The organism is Rothia dentocariosa ATCC 17931 (assembly GCF_000164695.2).
GTDB lineage: Bacteria > Actinomycetota > Actinomycetes > Actinomycetales > Micrococcaceae > Rothia > Rothia dentocariosa.
In genome coordinates this window covers 263,278-280,737 of the sequence record NC_014643.1, presented here as the reverse complement: position 1 = coordinate 280,737, position 17,460 = coordinate 263,278, and the positions used below count along the sequence as shown (strand labels likewise).

Here is a 17,460-nt window from a genome sequence, read left to right as displayed (position 1 = left end):
CATTTGATCAGGAGGAGTTATGAAGCTCGTCTACACGGGTACACAAATTCGCAACGCTGAACGTCCTTACCTTGAGGCACCGGACTACGACGGGTATTTGATGCAGCGCGCGGCGGATGCGCTCGCCGCCGAAGCTCACGATATGCTCGCTGATGCGGGGCAGCACAGCCAGTACACGCGCATCCTCTTATTGGTTGGGCCGGGGAATAACGGTGCGGATACAGTGTATGCAGGCACCCGGCTGCATCAGCAGGGGTACCGCATTGAGGCCGTTCTCTTCGACCCAACCGGTAATAACCTGGAGCTGCTCGCCCGCGAAAGCGGTGAAGGAACCCGCGTGCTTGACACCGCCCAAAGTCTGCGCGATATTGCCTCCTACTCCCTGATTATTGACGGTATTTTGGGAACCGGCGCGAAGGGAGCAGCACGTGGGGAAGCGGGGGAGTACCTGGCTAAACTCCGTGCCGTGCAGATAGACGGTAAATTACCCCCAGTGCTCGCCTGTGATGCCCCGACCGGGCTCGATAGTGAACGCGGCACCCTGCACGAACCCTCACTCGCGGCTGCGCGAACGGTCACGTTTATTGGGCGTAAGCTACCGGCAGGAACCCATATTGCGGAGCACTGCGGAACTATTAAACTCTACGATTTAGGGGTTCCCGAAGCTCTCAAGGGGTATAAGCCGATGCTGCGCGTTATGGAACGTGAGGACTATCGGGATCTGCTCGAAAAGCCTTCGGTATTCTCACATAAGTACAATCGCGGTGTGCTTGGTATGCTCACGGGAAGTCGCGATTATCCCGGTGCTGCCCTGATGAGTGTGCGTGCTGCCCTCAATACCGGGGTGGGGATGGTGCGTTTCAATGGGAAAGACGATACCCTGCGCACTCTCATGCTTGGGCAAAACCCGGAAACGGTGTGTTTTACAGGGCCTCCCGCCCATGAGCATGTGCACGCCTGGGCTGGCGGCAGCGGTACCGGTCCCGAAACCCTGGACCATAACAGGTACCTGCTCAATGCCCCTGAACCTGCAATTCTGGATGCTGGTGCAGTAGACCTTGCCGCAGATTATTTAATGGCGGGTCACAGCCTAGGCGAACATAAAATTCTGACTCCGCATGCGGGAGAATTGGAACGTTTTCTGCGGCGCATTCATGAGCATTCGCCGCAGCGTTGGGAAGAAATGCTCGACGGTGCTCTCGTGCCCAGCCGGGAAGATATTAACGCCGAGCCGTTCCGGTGGGTTCGTGCCGCATGCGAGCTCAGCGGTGCAACCGTGATGCTTAAGGGCTCGACGACGCTTATCGCCGCCCCCGTGGGTGCCACCTATAGCGTGCACGGGGCTACCGGGTGGCTTGCTACCGCCGGAAGCGGCGATACCCTCACCGGTATTCTGGGTGCTCTCTTGGCACAATATATGGCGGCTGCGCAGGAACATCATGAGCAGGTCGAGGGATGCACGTATGCAAGTCTTGCGGCACTGGCGGTTTACCTGCATAATCGTGCGGCGCTGGCATCGTTGGAGGGACGCAAAGGGCCGGTTCCTCCCAGCCGAGTGGCCGCGTATTTACCGCAGGCGATTGCGGGACTTCTTGATGAGAAAGCCGTTCTCGACGATTAAAACCTGAACGAGACACATAGTATGGTGGGGCGTGACATGATGTCACGCCCCACCGCTGTATTGGACTATACCGACCTTGGCATAGTCGGGCACGAAAATTAGTAGGCGCCTTCCTTGGCGAAGACTGCTCGTACCGTGCGCAGCAGGATAATAAAGTCGGTTGTCATAGACCAGTTTTCGACGTAGTACAGGTCAAGACGTACCGATTCATCCCAGGAGAGATCGCTTCTGCCAGAGACCTGCCAGAGCCCGGTAATCCCGGGTTTGACGAGCAGGCGGCGGTACATAATATCCTCATATAGGTCTACCTCTTCCGCCAGCGGGGGCCGAGGGCCCACCAGGGACATGTCGCCAATAAAAACATTCCAGAGCTGCGGTAGCTCATCAATGGAGAACTTGCGAATAAACCGGCCGATTGGGGTGATGCGTGGGTCATTCACCATCTTAAAGAGCACCCCGTTGCCTTCGTTCTGTTCCATGAGCGATTTGAGCACGATTCGCCGGTGCAGCGATACCCGTAATATGCGGAGTAGAAACGTGCACGAGCGGTAGCCCGTTGAGCGGCTGAATATGCATGCGAGGCCCTGCAATATCGGTGGTTGCGGGAGCCATAATCAGGGCGATGTGCGCATCCGCGAGACGCCAGCCGAGCATCCGCATCTGTTCCGGGGTCAGCTGATGCCCGTTCGAGATGGCGACCATCTGAATATTGTTTTCCTGCACGGCCTGCATAATATCGTCAGGGTTCGTGGAGTAACCCAGAATGGGCAGATCGACGTCTGCAATCGTGGTACCGGCGTAGATTCCCGGCAGGTAAAACGCAGCTGGTGAAAGCCCCGATGCGACGGCGCCGGAGAGGCTCTTATACAGATGTTTACCGGTGGGAACGTCGGAAATAATCATGACGCGGGTTAGCGAATACCCTTGCAAACGTTTCTGTACTAGTCTTTGGCGCAGTAGCCAGCGCTCTATCATGATGAGTCCTAAACCCAACGGGTAGGCGATGAGCAGGTACATGCGGGTCAGGTCGATTTTGAGAAAGAACGCCACTATCACGAGTGTGCAGAAAAAGTAAGTGCTGCCGCGTGTGACCATACGGTATTCGTCGGTTCCCATTCCTAGAACGCGAATATTTCGTGAGCCGTTGACTTGCAGAGTCAGCCACCAGATTATGATCATTCCGATATCGAGGAAGATATAGTCGATGGGTGCGACGGAAGGATCGAGCAGGTTAAGCGGCCAGACATTCACAGGCGGTAAATCCGCGTTTACGAAGCCGAAGCGAATAAAGTGCGCAGCAAAAATAGAGATGGCAATGGCAATCAAGTCGCCCAGGTAAAGAGATTTCAAAACCTGTGGATGCCACTCACGTTTGGCGACATATGTGGTGCCCCAAACTTTTTTGAGTCTTTCTTTTGCTTTCAATGAAGTTATCTTCCCCGGTCGTGGTGAGCGCGCATATCGGTGTATGCGCGGAATGCTCGAGTTTGAGACCCGCAGCCCGGTGGTCAATCGGAATACAGATGAATGATGTGTGTGAGCGAGAAGTAGAGAGAACAAGAACCAGCTTTGAGGTCCCGAGGCGGTCCGGAAGAGAAACCTGGCCTTTAGCTGATTCTCACGATAGTTCTTCAAAACTACTCAGTCCTTATATTTTACGGTTAAACCAGGAGTTTAGTCCTTCTGAATGGTTGTCTAAACTTCAAGGATAAAGAGTGAATTCAATCACCTTAATGTGCCATAAAGGTGTTGAAGACACGATTATTAAAGGTTAATGTGGATGTTTACTATTGTAAATAGCTTTAATAAATATACTAGTCAGAGAGTTTTAATGCCCGTAAACTAATAAAATACCTTGAAAGAATAAAAAACCATAGCCTAAAAGTTTTACCGAAATTGTTTCAATGAGGCGTGATTCACCAAAAAATCAATCAGCGGTTCGTAACGATTCGGCGGAACATTATCATCCATCGGAACACACACCGGTAAATCACCCTGCTCTGCGGCAATAAACAATCCCGGGTCGTTACAGTCGGCAATACCGAGCGTCAGCAGCTTCTGCTGCGATGCCGCATACCCCGCCATCCCGTGATCGGAAACCACAAGATCGGGCAGCTCGCCGCGCTCACGAAGCTGGGCGAGGGCGATGCGCATCGGCCCCGGGAAATGCGTATGCTGCAGATTCCCGTACTGCTCAAACATCACCACACCCATGATCTGGCGAATATCGCCGTCCAAAAACCGCTCACCCTGCTCAATACGCAGCACCGTGGCCCCGGCGCGTTCGGCGACGCGCGCCAGCTCAGCATAAATGGGGAAAAGCCCGGCGGGATGGCCGGTGGCGAACAGGATCTTTTGGCGGGCGCGTACCGCATCGCCAAAAATACGGGCATACTCTTCGAGAGCATCAATGCACTGGGCGGCACCAATCGTATCTTGCCCCTGAACATGCGAGCGGTCGGGGTTCAGTCCAACACGGCGTACCATGACCTCAAAAACTTCGTCATAGGTCCAATCCTTCGACCATGTAACTCCGAACTCGAGGTGCTCATTGTGATCGAGAAACCCTTGAATATGCGAAAGGTTATTCTCGCGCGGTGTAGCAACATCGCCCGTGATGCGGGCAGAATCAAGATAAGCGGCAAACTCGTCGCGCGTCATTGCAAAACTCATACGTCAAGTGTAGCCGCTTGAACAACTTTCGAGACCGTGCTGTGGTGCGTTCTACAGGTTTTTGGGGAAGAGCAGAGTAATTCGGCAATAAACTATGCGGAACCCTCGGCCCGCTCTTGTGCTAAATGACGACCGGTTATCGCCTCGGAATAGACGCACAAGGTTTTTCGGGCGGTCGCTTCCCAACTGAAAGAACGTGCACGAGCTGCCGCATTCGCCCCCAGTGTTAAGCGCAGACGTGGGGCACGCACCAGCCGCTCGATCGCAACCGCCCAACGCTGCGGGGTACGCGGCGCCACAAGCAACCCCGTTTTATGGTTCTCGATAGCGAAACGCAACCCATCCGCATCGGTAGCAAGTACCGCAGCCCCCGAAGCCTGCGCCTCCAAAGCCACTAGCCCAAAAGATTCAGACGAGGAAGGAGAAGCCACAATATCGGCGCGGCGAAAAATATCGGCAAGAATATCGGCAGGAACCGGACTGCGCAGATGCACCCGATCGGCGATGCCTAAATCGCGGGCACGGGCAAGAAGATCTAATTCGTATCCGGAAGAAGACTTGCCGATAATATCCAGTTCAACATGCAGATCCGCGGGAAGAAGCGCAAGGGCCTCTACCAAAATATGAGGTCCCTTTAACGGCTGAGGACGCCCAGCAAAAACCACCCGAGCGTGCGTATCCGAACCCTCATGTTCGGCGTGCACCCCCGGCAGTGGGTGAAAAATACCGGTATCAACCCCCGGCGCAATCACACGCATGCGTGCGGAATCTGCCCCATAGTAGTCCTGCAGCTGCTGCCCTTCAAGAGAAGTATTGACGATCGTCAAAGCGGCATGTTCAAGAACTCGATGCTCACTTTCATAACGTGCGTGTGGTTCTTCGGGCTCGTCGGGGGAGCGGCGCGCATCCTTCGCTGCGGCGGTCGTATGAGGGGTAAATACTACGGGAACAACTGTTCCTTCGGCAGCGTAGGTCTGGGCAGCCCCCAGCGCAGCGACGCCCGAAAGCCAATAATGTGCATGAATAACCTGCGGATGCCAGCACGCTAATGAGACGCATTGCGCCGCAAATTCGGTTGTAAACTCAGCAAGTTGATTTTTGCGAGCACCTAAAGCCTGCGGAATCAACACCTGATGCACCCGCACTCGATCACGATACGAGTTGAGAAGAGTCGGAACCTGTACCCCGGGCTTTGCATGCTCACAATCGGGATCGGTAAGAAGCGTGAAAACCTCGACGCGCAAAGTATCGTCTGCCGCCAGCATAGCCGCAATCGAACGCGCAATATAAACGTTCATGCCCCCGGCATCGCCGCGACCGGGCTGCGCAAAAGGATCGGTATGCAGAGAATAGACATGCACAACAGGCTGGGGCAAGCGGGACTGCGAGCTCTCGGGAATCTTCACCATCCTAGTCTAACGCGCAGTTTTATAAGACAGCGCGTTCTGCAAGCCGAGTGAGTCTAAGGGTGAACGTGTAAGCCTCGACGGTATCGAAGAGGCGCATTCGCACAGTAAGAACATGAACTGTTGATGAACGCTCCCTAAACCGGGATAAGAAGAGCGAAAATACATGAAAAGACGGGCTAGAATGAGTGTAACTAGACGCTCCCCGCGTTCACCGAGTACCGGAGGTATATAGAAATGACTGTTCCCACACGTCCCCTCTACACCCCGAACCTGCAGCCCGGTGAGGCGGAGCGAACCGCTATCATCGACCTTAATGCTCTTGAGCACAATACGCGCGTGCTCAAAGATATGATCGGCGAACGTAAACTCATTGCCGTGGTGAAGGCGGATGCCTACGGTCACGGCGCCTACCCCGTGGCACGGTCAGTACTCGAAGCCGGTGCCGATATTCTGGGCGTTGTGCATGTGACCGAAGCCCTGGAATTGCGCTCAGAGGGTATTACCGCCCCGATTATAGCTTGGCTGCACACCCCGCAGACGGACTTCGACGAAGCACTCGAAGCAGATATTATCCTGGGTGCCTCCGGCTGGGACTTAGAAGCAATAGCAGAAGCTGCCAATCGCACCAAGAAGCGTGCTCGTGTACATCTGAAAGTAGACACGGGGCTTGGGCGTAACGGCTCCACCTTTGAGGACTGGCCCGCGCTAGTGGCGCGCGCCCTTGAACTTGAAGCCGCAGGGCTGGTGCGCATTGAGGGCATTTTCTCGCATCTGGCGGTTGCCGATGAACCCGAACGCCCCGAGACCGCACGGCAGATCACCCGACTCAACGAATTCGTAACCGTCGCCCGCAGCGCGGGTCTCACCCCCGAGCTTGTTCACCTGGCGAACTCCCCGGGAACGATCACCGGCGCGAGCCCCCTATATAACACGAACGAGGCAGTTCTTGCCGATGCGGTACGCTGCGGAATCGCCCTCTACGGTCTTTCCCCGCTCGCGGGTGTGAGCTCCAAAGACCTAAATCTGCGGCCCGTTATGACCCTGGGAACCCATGTGTGCAATGTCAAAGAAGTACCCGCCGGGCAGGGGGTCTCATACGGGTTGCGGTACAGCACCGATAAGCCCACCACGCTGGCCCTCATTCCGCTCGGATACGCCGATGGCGTGCCGCGCATCGCTGAGGGGGCGCCGGTCCGTATTTACCCGCGTGCCGATGCCGCAAACCCCGTGGAACCACGCACGTACCGTGTCGTGGGCAGGATTGCTATGGATCAGCTCGTGGTTGATTTGGAAGAACCCGGACTCGCCGATCCTGCGCGCGGTATTCTCGGCGGTTCCGCCGTACTTTTCGGCTCGGGAGATAACCCTCCCGTTGAAGAATGGGCCGCTGCAGCGCAGACCATTAACTACGAGATTGTGACTCGTATTTCCCCGCGCGTGATACGCATCTACCGCGGTGGCGCCTGGGTGGAACGCGAAGTAGATGGTCTGCATGCCTTGGGATCCCTCTTCGGTCTCGACGATGAACAGACACCGGAAACCGTCTAACGATATGTGAGTTCGAGTCTTCGCATCCCTGTTTAACCCGTACCGTTCCCCGGAAAGAAGCCCATGCACGCACATCCCGTTTTAGAAGTTGATCTTGCCGATCTTGCGCATACCCGCGCGGCGGCGCACGCGCTTGCACCGTTGCTCACCGCCGGGGACTTGCTCTTGCTCTCGGGAGAGCTTGGTGCCGGGAAGACCACTTTCACCCGCGCCCTAGGCGAGGGGCTTGGAGTGCGTGAGGGCGTTATTTCACCAACTTTTGTGCTCTCGCGGGTGCATCCTAATCTACTGGACGGCACCCGCCCAGGCGGGCCCGATCTCGTGCACGTGGACGCATACCGGCTCTCTAGCGCCGAAGAATTAGACGACCTCGATCTAGAATTCTCGCTGGAAAAATCCGTGACCGTCATCGAATGGGGACGCGGTAAAGCCGAGCATCTGAGCGATTCCCGCCTGGAACTAGACTTCACGCGACTCACCGGCGCGGACGCCTCCATCGCCTACGCCGCCGAGAACTACTCGCCCACAGGGGAAGGGGAGTTCGACTGGGATGCGCTCGACGACCGCGAGGACGAGAGCGCTGATGCCTCAGAACCGCGGCTGCTGCGCATTACCGCTTATGGACCACGGTGGGAAGGCGAAGCGTATCGAAGTCTTGAAGCCGCCATGCTCAAACTCGGCGGCGAGTAACCTGTTTTAAGAGTTGCCGGGAGCGAACGGAAGCGCACCTCATGAGCCTGCCTTGGGGTATTTATGAAGCGAGAACCCGTCACAATAGTGGGTACAGGCAGCACGTTAGAATGATAGGGTGCTCATACTTGCTCTAGATTCATCAGCCACCGCATCCGTGGCTTTGGCGCGCCTCGACGGCGAAAATCCCGGTTCAACCGCAACTATTCTCGCCGCCCGCGAAAGCGCCGATACACGTTCACACGCCGAAGTGATGTCGCCCTTCGTAGCCCAGGTACTCGACAAAGCACAGGTAAACGGACAGAACGTGGATGCGATTCTCACCGGGACCGGGCCGGGCCCTTTCACCGGACTGCGTGCCGGAATCGTCACCGCCCGAACTCTTGGATTTGCCTGGAACAAACCCGTTTACGGGCTTATGAGTCTAACAGCCCTGGCAGAGCGAGCATTCGTTCAGGATTTCCAGGGCAAAGCCGCCCAGATGACCGAGATTCTGGTAGCCTCCGATGCGCGCCGCCGCGAAATCTACTCTGCAATTTTCACCGTTACCGAGAACGGATACACGATAAAAACCGGTCCGCAGGTGGCACCCGCAAACGAAAGTATGCCTGCACCCGGCAGCGTTTCTGGACAGAATACCGCAGGTTATCGTGCCTACGGTTACGGTGCCGAGCTTTACCGCGAACAACTGGAACAATCGGGGGCGCAAATTTCTTCCGAATTATCGCAGCTGCACCCCAACGCAAGCGACCTCGTGCGTGCCGCCGCGCGCTTGGGTATAAAAAATCTTAGCACCGACACCCGCGCCCTCTACCTGCGTGACTCGGACGCGAAGGTTCCAGCCGCCATGCTTGCGCGGCAGAGCCAGTGCGCTTCGGGAGAACCCGTATCGTCTAAGGGATAGGGGGGCGTAAATATGCACTCGAAACTTCAGCATCCAGAACTTCCCGGTGCGCTCGCCCACGGCGCCCGCCTGCGCCGCGCCGATATCAACGATGTACCGCATCTGTTCACCCTCGAACAAGAGCTCTTCCCCCTCGACGCCTGGAACCTTGATATGTTCCTCGCCGAAACAACCCACCCCACCCGCACCTATTACGTACTTGAGCGGGCGCATTCCGGTGAAAATCCCCAGGAAAACCCCGATGAAAAGAACGCTCCGAATATTATCGGATACTGCGGGGTTATGACGGTGGCAGACACCGCCGATGTGCAGACCATCGCCGTGCTGCCCGAGTACGAAGGCAACGGATACGGAAGAGCCATGCTCGCCACAATGCACCGCCGGGCACAGGATTTAGGGGCGCAGCGCATCCTTTTGGAGGTGCGGGCCGATAATCCCCGAGCCCAGAACCTCTACCTGCGCACCGGATACACGCATATTCACACACGGCCCGGCTATTATGACGACGGCACGGATGCGCTGATCATGCTCAAGGACTTCGCCGCCGATGCCTCCACAACAACGGAAACTACCTAAGAAATGATGACTGAAAAAACACTTTCTGCCGCAGCCGAACCGCTTGTATTAGGTATCGAATCATCCTGCGATGAGACCGGGATCGGCATTGTACGCGGCACCCGTCTGCTCACCAACACGATTTCATCCTCTATGGAAGAGCACGTGCGGTTCGGTGGGGTGATTCCCGAAATTGCTTCGCGGGCTCATCTTGATGCCATGATTCCCGCTCTCGAAGCCGCACTTGCAGACGCTCACGTGACCCTCGACGATATAGACGCGATTGCCGTCACCGCCGGTCCCGGGCTCGCCGGGGCACTCATGGTCGGTGTTTCTGCCGCGAAGGCGCTGGCTACCGCTACCGGAAAGCCGCTCTACGGCATTAACCACCTGGTGGCGCATGTAGGCGTGGGGCTGCTCGACGATAACGGTACCGAAGACGGCTCGGCGCTGCTTGAACACGCGCGAGATGGCGGGCTCGGGGCACTGCTGGTTTCTGGTGGTCACACCGAAATTCTGCAGGTACGCGATATTACTCAGGATGTTCGTCTGCTCGGAGCCACCCTTGATGATGCCGCCGGTGAGGCCTACGATAAAGTCGCTCGTTTACTGGGACTCGATTACCCGGGAGGCCCCGCTATTGACCGCGCCGCGCGCACGGGGAATGCTAAGGCGTTTGTTTTCCCACGCGGGTTGTCAAACCGTAAGTTCATGGGTACCGCCGAAGCCCCGGGGGCACACCGGTATAATTTCTCGTTTTCAGGGCTCAAGACAGCCGTAGCGCGTGTGATTGAAGGCTTCGAGGCACGCGGTGAAGAGGTTCCGGTCGCCGATATTGCGGCATCTTTCCAGGAAGCGGTTGTCGATGTTATCACGAAGAAAGCCGTGCTGGCCTGCCGGGAACAGGGACTGCACACCCTCTTACTCGGCGGCGGCGTTGCGGCAAATTCGCGGCTGCGTGAGCTGCTTTCGGCACGATGCACTTCAGCTGGGGTGCGCCTCATTATCCCGAAGTTTACGCTGTGTACCGATAATGGTGCAATGGTGGCGGCGCTTGGGGCACGCCTTGTCGAGGCCGGGTATGAACCTTCGGGAATCGATTTTACGACCGATTCTTCGCTGCCGGTCACGACGGTGTGTTTCTAGAGCATTTGCTTAGACTAGAGGGAACCGTCAGCCCACCTCCTGAGAAAATTCGGGGGAGCGGGCTGGAACTTTATCGGCCCCTAGCGGATGGGACGCGCCCGTGACTGGAGCGCGACATCTCGAATAACCTCGTGGAAAGAGCCAGTTTTCTCGTAGATAGCGCGCTGCCGGTCGGCGCCAGTGCCCTCCGTCAGCATATTCCTTACATGCTGCAGCTCCGGCAAACAATCCAAATCCCGGGCAACATCCTCTAGCTGAGTAACAAGAAGCTCAATATCCTCGCGCAGCGGGCGCACCTGCGGCTCGTTAGACACAATAATCTCGGTGTCTAAACCATAGCGGGCGGCACGCCATTTATTCTCCTGCGCATGCCAAGGGTTTAACACCTCAATCTTCTCGCCAGCCTCAATTTTGCGCGAAAAAAACTCCACTAAACATTGGGTGAGCGCCGTAACCGCCGCCACATCACGAATCGACGGAAGGCCGTCGCAGTACCGCATCTCTAAGGTGCCGTAGCGGGGAACCGGGCGCACATCCCAACGGTCCTCGCTGACCTCTAAAATAGCGCCCGTCTTCACCAACGCATGCAAATAGTCGCTGTACTCCTGCCAATTTTCAAAATGGAAAGGCAGACCATTTGAAGGCAGCTGCTGATACAGCATCGTGCGGTGCGAACCATACCCGGTATCCACGCTGTCCCAGTAGGGCGAAGACACCGAAAGCCCCAGCAGATGCGCGCAATAGTTGGTGAGCGCATCCACGAGAGGCAAAACCTTATCGCGTGAATCGACGCCCACATGCACATGCACGCCAAAAATAACCATGTGCCTACCCCAGTACTGGCCGCGACCCACCACACGCTGGTACCGTTTCTTCGCAGATACCTGCTGTTTCTGCCAATGCGCCGTAGGGTGCGTGCCCGCCGCATAAAAATCAAGCCCCAGCTCATCAGTAACCTCACGGATCTTATCGGTCACCGAGATCAACTGCTGGCACGCCTGCGGCACTGTAGTACACACGCCGGTAATAATCTCAAGCGTATTTTCCAAAAATTCGCCCGTCACATGAGCATGATCCAGGGAAGGTTCCAAAAGTTCAGGATAACGTTCGCCCACACGGGTAAGTACCTCTTGAGCGCGCGCTACCAGCTCTCCGGTATGCTGGTCAATCAGCGCGATCTCCCACTCTACGCCTAGAGTGGATTGCGCCGAGGAAGCGAACGGAATCAAAACTCTCTCCTTCTTAGGGTGACTGCATTTATTCTACGGTGTTGGTGACCACAACAACGCTTTTTCGAGTGCGTATGAACTAAATACGACACGAACATGAAGTATCTGACATAAAACGTCACACACCGTCATCATAGTTTTGTAGATACGCCGCCCACATAAACCCGCTAGACCAGAGAACTCTTAGTGTCCGAGGCGGAGACTTGCGCTGCATCAGAAAAATCTACAGGTCGCACATGCCACCCGATGCGCCGCGCCCGCTGCCCAGACCCCACTCGAGTAAACACTAAAGTCGCCGGGTTATAGCCCTGATTCTTCGCGGCCTTCTTACCTGATTTCTTGCCCGCACCGCCTGCCAGCAGGGTCGCACGCAATTTCTCGGGCACCAGATCAACACCGCGTTTCTTGATCGTCAAAGCCGTAAAACCGCGCTCGCGCACCCACTTTTTGAGCTGTTTCTCATGCACCGGGATTTCCTCAAGAACCTCATAACACTGTGCCAGCGGACTCTGAACAGCTTTTGCCGCCGTGAGGTACGCCAGGTGCGGATCAATCAGGTTCGCCCCAAGCTCTTGGGCTAACTCCTGCACCAGATGCGCCCGCACTACCGCGCCGGAAGGCTCATAGAGGTACTCACCGGGGGAGGGGAACCGGGTTTGCTTTTCATCAACAGGGGTTACTTGTTCCGCAGAATAGGGACTCCTCAGCGTGGTTTTGTGAATGCGCAGGCCCTTGTCTTCAGCCTGTCCCGTCGCCTCCTGCCGCAGCACCGTGACCGTGCGTGCAACGCCCTCCTGAGCCAAAGCATTAAACCAAAGCACTAACTCCACGAGAGAACCCTCATGCTCAACCCACTGCGCCGTGACACGCGGATGGGGGTTCGCCTCGCTACGAATATCCTCGGGGCGCGCAATAGCCTCATGCGGCATCCCCGGACCAAGTTTGACACCCATCGGCATGCCAGTTCTGGCCAGATCCACTACGAACGAAAGCGGGGGAGAATAGGCTTCGGGATCAAAAATACGTTCTGTACGGGATTTTACGACTCCGGTCAGATCACGTCTGGCCGGATCAAGCCATATGCCCTGCACGACCTTGCCGTTGCCATCACGAAAACTCTCGGGGTTAAAATTCGTCACATCACCGACCACAACCCGTGAACCCGAAAAATCCGCCAGATTTGCGGCAGCAAAAGATGCCGTCAACGGGTCAAGCTCCACAGAAACAGTCGCTAAGGATGCGCGCGCGAACTCCAACGAATCCGCGCCAATACCGCATCCCAAATCGGCAACCGAACGAACCCCGGCACGGGCAAACACGGCCGCATGCTCGGCAGCAACAATCGGTCGAGTCGCCTGCTGCGCGCCGTGCTCGGTCAAAAACATAGTGCGCGCCCTATCGCCGAACTTTGACAGCGCCCGAGTGCGCGCCTTAACAAGGCTGAGGATATTGGCGGTCTCATCGGGCGTGAACCCCTGCGCCCGCAGCCGCGTAACCTGTTCGAGCGAGTGCTCTTGACTATAGGGGAAAAGCGCATCCGCGGCATCTAACGCCTGCCGGGTAAAAGGCAGCTCGGGCGGCAATGCAAACGGCGGCGGGGGCACAAAATCAACCATAGGCTTAAGTGTAGTGGCATGAGCATATGCAGAAGGCTTGGATGCTGCGGCAGGTTCACGGGGCGCTCGCGTATTATCCTGTGCGCGAAACGCCGCCCTCGAAACGGCGCGCATTCTTGACCGGGTGCCGCCGGGATTCTAAAGTTGAATTTAGCACTCGAAGCGGTGCAGTGCTAAACGCCCAGGCACTAGGGCTAAACCGCTTCACAAATTTTTAAAAACGCTGACTAAAAAGGAGCATACCTATGGCTATTAAGCCCCTCGAAGACCGAGTAGTTGTCAAACTAGAGCAGGCTGAGCAGACCACCGCATCCGGTCTGGTTATTCCCGAAACTGCAAAGGAGAAGCCGCAGGAGGCTCGCGTAGTAGCTGTGGGCCCCGGTCGTGTGGACGATAAGGGCAACCGCGTTCCCGTCGATATCGCCGAAGGCGACGTAGTCGTGTTCTCCCGCTATGGCGGTACCGAGGTCAAGTACCAGGGCGAGGAATACCTGATTCTCTCCGCTCGTGACGTTCTGGCGATCGTCGACTAATTTCGCATATATGCAGGATGCGCCGCCGGTTTCTCGCGCGGCGCATCCGCTATACCTGACCTGGATTTGGCGCACGTGCGCCTTCTACGATATCGAACGCTCACAACCCTCAAGGAGTAGCGAATATTCATGGCTAAACAGCTTGAATTCAACGATGCCGCCCGTAAGTCCCTGCAGGCCGGCGTCGATAAACTCGCCGATGCGGTCAAGGTTACCCTCGGCCCACGCGGGCGCAATGTTGTGCTCGATAAACAGTGGGGTGCACCGGTTATCACGAATGATGGTGTCTCGATCGCCCGCGAAGTTGAGCTTGAAGACCCCTATGAAAACTTGGGCGCGCAGCTCGCTAAAGAGGTAGCCACCAAGACTAACGACGTTGCCGGTGACGGTACGACTACCGCAACCGTGCTGGCGCAGGCACTCGTGAATGAGGGACTGCGCAACGTAACAAGCGGTGCGGCACCTGCGGAGGTGAAGCGTGGCATTGAGGCCGCCGTTGAGAAGGTCTCCGAGCGTCTGCTTCAGGATGCCCGCGAGGTACAGGGCCCGGAAGTTGCGCATGTTGCCGCTATTTCGGCTCAGTCCGACCAGATCGGCGAGCTTTTGGCATCTGCTTTTGAGAAGGTCGGTCAGGACGGCGTCATTACTATCGAGGACGGCTCCTCCACTGAGATTGAGCTTGATATTACCGAGGGTATGCAGTTCGACAAGGGCTACCTTTCGCCTTCGTTCGTGACCGATGCCGAGCGTGGCGAAGCGGTTCTTGAAGATAGCCTCATTCTGCTCTACCAGGGTAAGATCTCCACTGTTGCCGAGATTATGCCTCTGCTGGAGAAGGTCGTACAGGCGAAAAAACCGCTGACCATTATCGCCGAAGACGTTGATGGTGAAGCACTGTCCACCCTCGTGGTGAATAAGCTCCGCGGAACTCTCGACGTTGTGGCGCTTAAGGCTCCCGGGTTCGGCGATCGCCGCAAGGCTATTATGCAGGATCTCGCCATTCTGACCGGCAGCATCGTGATTACCCCCGAACTGGGTATTGACCTGGCTCAGGCAACTCTCGAAGAAACCGGTTCGGCGCGCCGCGTGACCGTCACCAAGAACACCACCACGATTGTGGACGGCGGTGGCAGCAAGGAAGCGGTTGAAGACCGTGTGCAGCAGCTGCGCCGAGAGATCGAGGCCGTCGATTCCGAGTGGGATCGCGAAAAGCTCAAGGAACGCCTGGCGAAGCTCGCCGGTGGCGTGGGCGTGATCAAGGTGGGCGCGGCAACCGAGGTTGAGGCTAAGGAACGTAAGCACCGCATCGAAGACGCTGTGTCTTCTACCCGCGCGGCTCTTGAAGAAGGCATCGTATCCGGTGGCGGTTCGGCACTGATCCACGCCAGCAAGGCGCTCGACGGTTTTGAACTCGATAGCCACGACGCAAACGTAGGTGTGCAGATTGTACGCCGCGCCCTGGTACAGCCGCTGCGCTGGATTGCCGAAAACGCTGGCGACGACGGCTATGTGGTGGCGGCAAAGGTCGCCGAACAGCCCGTTGGTCACGGTTACAACGCCAAAACCGGTGAGTATGTTGATCTGTTCGAAGCGGGCGTAATTGACCCCGTGAAGGTCACCCGCTCTGCGCTGCAGAATGCATCATCTATCGCGGCTTTGGTACTCACGACCGAGACTCTGGTGGTTACCAAGCCCGAAGAAGAGGACGAAGACGAATAATTGATGGGTTGCCCGGTTCGAGGAGAGAAAATCTCGTTGAACCGGGCAACAACTATCTGTAGGGGCTTGATGCAGACTGGCCTGAAATAAACGCAAGCGCAGCCTCGAACCGGATACTGCGGCCTTGCAGGAAAGGCACACATCCGAACCGCTCCGTGTACCCCGAAGCAGACGTAAGCGTTTACCATAGAGATACGACGTTTTACACCCGGTGGCACCACTCGCTACACAACATCTATACATCCGGTACAGCATTTGAAAGGCTAAACATGACTGTCCCCACCGCCCTGACCGACGATCCCTTCGGTTTCACTGGTCTGACCTATGATGACGTGTTGCTTCTACCCGGCAACACCGATGTTATTCCCTCCGATGCCGATACCAGCACTCGACTCTCCAAGCGTATTACCCTGGGCACCCCCATTATTTCCGCTGCGATGGATACCGTGACTGATTCCCAGATGGCGATTTCGATGGCGCGCCTAGGCGGCATGGGCGTGATCCACCGCAACCTTTCGATCGAGGATCAGGCAGCACATGTTGATCGCGTGAAACGCTCCGAATCGGGCATGATCATTAATCCCGTCACCATCGGTGCTGACGCAACTATCGGCGAATACGATAATCTGTGCGGCTATTACAAGGTTTCGGGTCTGCCGGTGGTCACCGAAGATGGCAAACTTGAAGGTATTATTACCAACCGCGATATTCGCTACCTCTCGCGCTCGGACTATGAAAGCACTCTCGTGCGTGATGTTATGACCCCGATGCCGCTCATTACCGGTTCACCGAACCTCACGAAGGATGAAGCCTTCGCTCTGCTCTCGAAGAATAAAATCGAGCGTTTGCCCCTCATTGACGAGGCCGGTAAACTTGCCGGGCTGATTACCCTCAAAGACTTTGTGAAGACCGAACAGTACCCGCGCGCCACCAAGGATGACGATGGTCGCCTGCGTGTTGGCGCTGCTATCGGTTTCTTCGGCGACGGCTACGAACGCGCTATGGCCCTGGTCGAGGCCGGAGTGGATGCGCTCTTCGTCGATACCGCCAACGGACATTCCCAAGGCGTGCTCGATATGATTTCCCGCCTGAAGAAAGATCCCGCAGCCGCACATGTCGATGTGATTGGCGGTCAGGCGGCAACCCGTGAAGGCGCTCAGGCCATTATTGATGCGGGCGCAGATGCCGTGAAAGTCGGCGTGGGTCCCGGATCAATTTGCACCACTCGTATTATCGCGGGTGTGGGCGTACCCCAGGTAACCGCGATTAACGAATCCGCGAAGGCAGCTATTCCCGCCGGTGTTCCGCTTATCGCCGACGGCGGCATGCAGCACTCCGGCGAGATCGGCAAGGCTCTGGTTGCTGGCGCCGATTCCGTGATGCTTGGCTCGCTTCTGGCGGGAACCGCCGAGGCCCCCGGCGATCTGATTTTCATGAACGGTAAGCAGTTCAAAGCCTACCGCGGCATGGGCTCGCTGGGCGCTATGCAGACCCGCGGTCGCCACAAATCATACTCGAAAGACCGTTATTTCCAGGCAGATGTTTCCAGCGAAGAGAAGCTGATTCCCGAGGGAATTGAGGGGCAGGTTCCGTTCCGCGGACCGCTTTCTGCCGTGCTGCATCAGCTTGAGGGTGGTCTGCGCCAGACCATGTTCTACGTGGGTTCACGCACCATTGAGGAGCTTAAGACCAAGGGTAAGTTTGTGCGCATCACCCCGGCGGGTCTGAAAGAATCTCATCCGCACGATATTACGATGACTGTCGAGGCGCCTAACTACCGCCGTTAACCACCGCTGACCGGCTTAGCGGTGTGTATG

At 56.7% G+C, this 17,460-nt stretch carries 13 protein-coding genes and 1 pseudogene; 9 read left to right on the top strand and 5 right to left on the bottom strand.

Annotated features, from left to right (window positions below; translation table 11 throughout):
* The first annotated feature begins 19 nt into the window (after positions 1 to 19).
* Positions 20 to 1,621 (top strand): bifunctional ADP-dependent NAD(P)H-hydrate dehydratase/NAD(P)H-hydrate epimerase, encoded by a 1,602-nt coding sequence (locus tag HMPREF0733_RS01225; RefSeq protein ID WP_013397597.1) that lies wholly within the window; start codon positions 20 to 22, stop codon positions 1,619 to 1,621.
* A 98-nt stretch (positions 1,622 to 1,719) separates the two neighbouring features.
* On the opposite strand, the pseudogene HMPREF0733_RS01220 reads toward HMPREF0733_RS01225, so the two are convergent.
* The 3 genes and pseudogenes from HMPREF0733_RS01220 to HMPREF0733_RS01210 all read right to left on the bottom strand — a co-directional run bounded on the left by HMPREF0733_RS01220 (position 1,720) and on the right by HMPREF0733_RS01210 (position 5,703).
* Positions 1,720 to 2,971: pseudogene (locus HMPREF0733_RS01220) on the bottom strand (sugar transferase).
* A gap of 537 nt (positions 2,972 to 3,508) precedes the next feature.
* On the bottom strand, positions 3,509 to 4,294 hold the full coding sequence (locus HMPREF0733_RS01215) for a phosphatase (RefSeq protein WP_013397594.1): 786 nt from the start codon (positions 4,292 to 4,294) through the stop codon (positions 3,509 to 3,511).
* A 92-nt stretch (positions 4,295 to 4,386) separates the two neighbouring features.
* Entirely contained in the window at positions 4,387 to 5,703 is a 1,317-nt protein-coding gene (locus tag HMPREF0733_RS01210; protein WP_013397593.1) for a glycosyltransferase, read from the bottom strand.
* 234 nt (positions 5,704 to 5,937) lie between these two features.
* Between HMPREF0733_RS01210 and alr the strand changes: the two genes are divergently transcribed.
* The 5 genes from alr (at position 5,938) to tsaD (ending at position 10,546) form a co-directional block, all read left to right on the top strand.
* Complete coding sequence (alr, locus tag HMPREF0733_RS01205) at positions 5,938 to 7,251, top strand: alanine racemase (protein ID WP_013397592.1); 1,314 nt, start codon at positions 5,938 to 5,940, stop codon at positions 7,249 to 7,251.
* Positions 7,252 to 7,314: 63 nt separating this feature from the next.
* Positions 7,315 to 7,941 carry a tRNA (adenosine(37)-N6)-threonylcarbamoyltransferase complex ATPase subunit type 1 TsaE gene (gene tsaE / locus HMPREF0733_RS01200; RefSeq protein WP_013397591.1) on the top strand — a complete coding sequence of 209 codons (627 nt, stop codon included), beginning with the start codon at positions 7,315 to 7,317 and terminating at the stop codon, positions 7,939 to 7,941.
* Positions 7,942 to 8,059: 118 nt separating this feature from the next.
* The gene (gene tsaB, locus HMPREF0733_RS01195) at positions 8,060 to 8,845 is read left to right on the top strand and encodes a tRNA (adenosine(37)-N6)-threonylcarbamoyltransferase complex dimerization subunit type 1 TsaB (RefSeq protein ID WP_013397590.1); all 786 of its coding nucleotides are present in this window, start codon (positions 8,060 to 8,062) and stop codon (positions 8,843 to 8,845) included.
* Positions 8,846 to 8,857: 12 nt separating this feature from the next.
* The gene (gene rimI / locus HMPREF0733_RS01190) at positions 8,858 to 9,421 is read left to right on the top strand and encodes a ribosomal protein S18-alanine N-acetyltransferase (RefSeq protein ID WP_013397589.1); all 564 of its coding nucleotides are present in this window, start codon (positions 8,858 to 8,860) and stop codon (positions 9,419 to 9,421) included.
* Positions 9,422 to 9,427: 6 nt separating this feature from the next.
* A complete protein-coding gene (tsaD, locus tag HMPREF0733_RS01185; RefSeq protein ID WP_041321842.1) occupies positions 9,428 to 10,546 on the top strand; it encodes a tRNA (adenosine(37)-N6)-threonylcarbamoyltransferase complex transferase subunit TsaD in 1,119 nt (372 codons plus the stop codon).
* Between the two features lie 80 nt (positions 10,547 to 10,626).
* Here tsaD and HMPREF0733_RS01180 read toward each other — a convergent pair whose 3' ends face one another.
* Both HMPREF0733_RS01180 and HMPREF0733_RS01175 read right to left on the bottom strand, forming a co-directional pair.
* Entirely contained in the window at positions 10,627 to 11,775 is a 1,149-nt protein-coding gene (locus tag HMPREF0733_RS01180; protein ID WP_013397587.1) for a glutamate--cysteine ligase, read from the bottom strand.
* 167 nt (positions 11,776 to 11,942) lie between these two features.
* Positions 11,943 to 13,505 (bottom strand): class I SAM-dependent methyltransferase, encoded by a 1,563-nt coding sequence (locus HMPREF0733_RS01175; protein ID WP_244864773.1) that lies wholly within the window; start codon positions 13,503 to 13,505, stop codon positions 11,943 to 11,945.
* 125 nt (positions 13,506 to 13,630) lie between these two features.
* Here HMPREF0733_RS01175 and groES point away from each other — a divergent pair, with 125 nt between their 5' ends.
* From groES to guaB, 3 genes are all read left to right on the top strand, one after another.
* A complete protein-coding gene (gene groES / locus HMPREF0733_RS01170) occupies positions 13,631 to 13,924 on the top strand; it encodes a co-chaperone GroES (RefSeq protein WP_037231120.1) in 294 nt (97 codons plus the stop codon).
* Positions 13,925 to 14,053: 129 nt separating this feature from the next.
* Positions 14,054 to 15,643, top strand: coding sequence for a chaperonin GroEL (gene groL, locus HMPREF0733_RS01165; protein WP_013397584.1), 1,590 nt, complete (start codon positions 14,054 to 14,056; stop codon positions 15,641 to 15,643).
* Positions 15,644 to 15,912: 269 nt separating this feature from the next.
* The gene (guaB, locus tag HMPREF0733_RS01160; RefSeq protein WP_013397583.1) at positions 15,913 to 17,430 is read left to right on the top strand and encodes an IMP dehydrogenase; all 1,518 of its coding nucleotides are present in this window, start codon (positions 15,913 to 15,915) and stop codon (positions 17,428 to 17,430) included.
* The last annotated feature ends 30 nt before the right edge of the window (positions 17,431 to 17,460 follow it).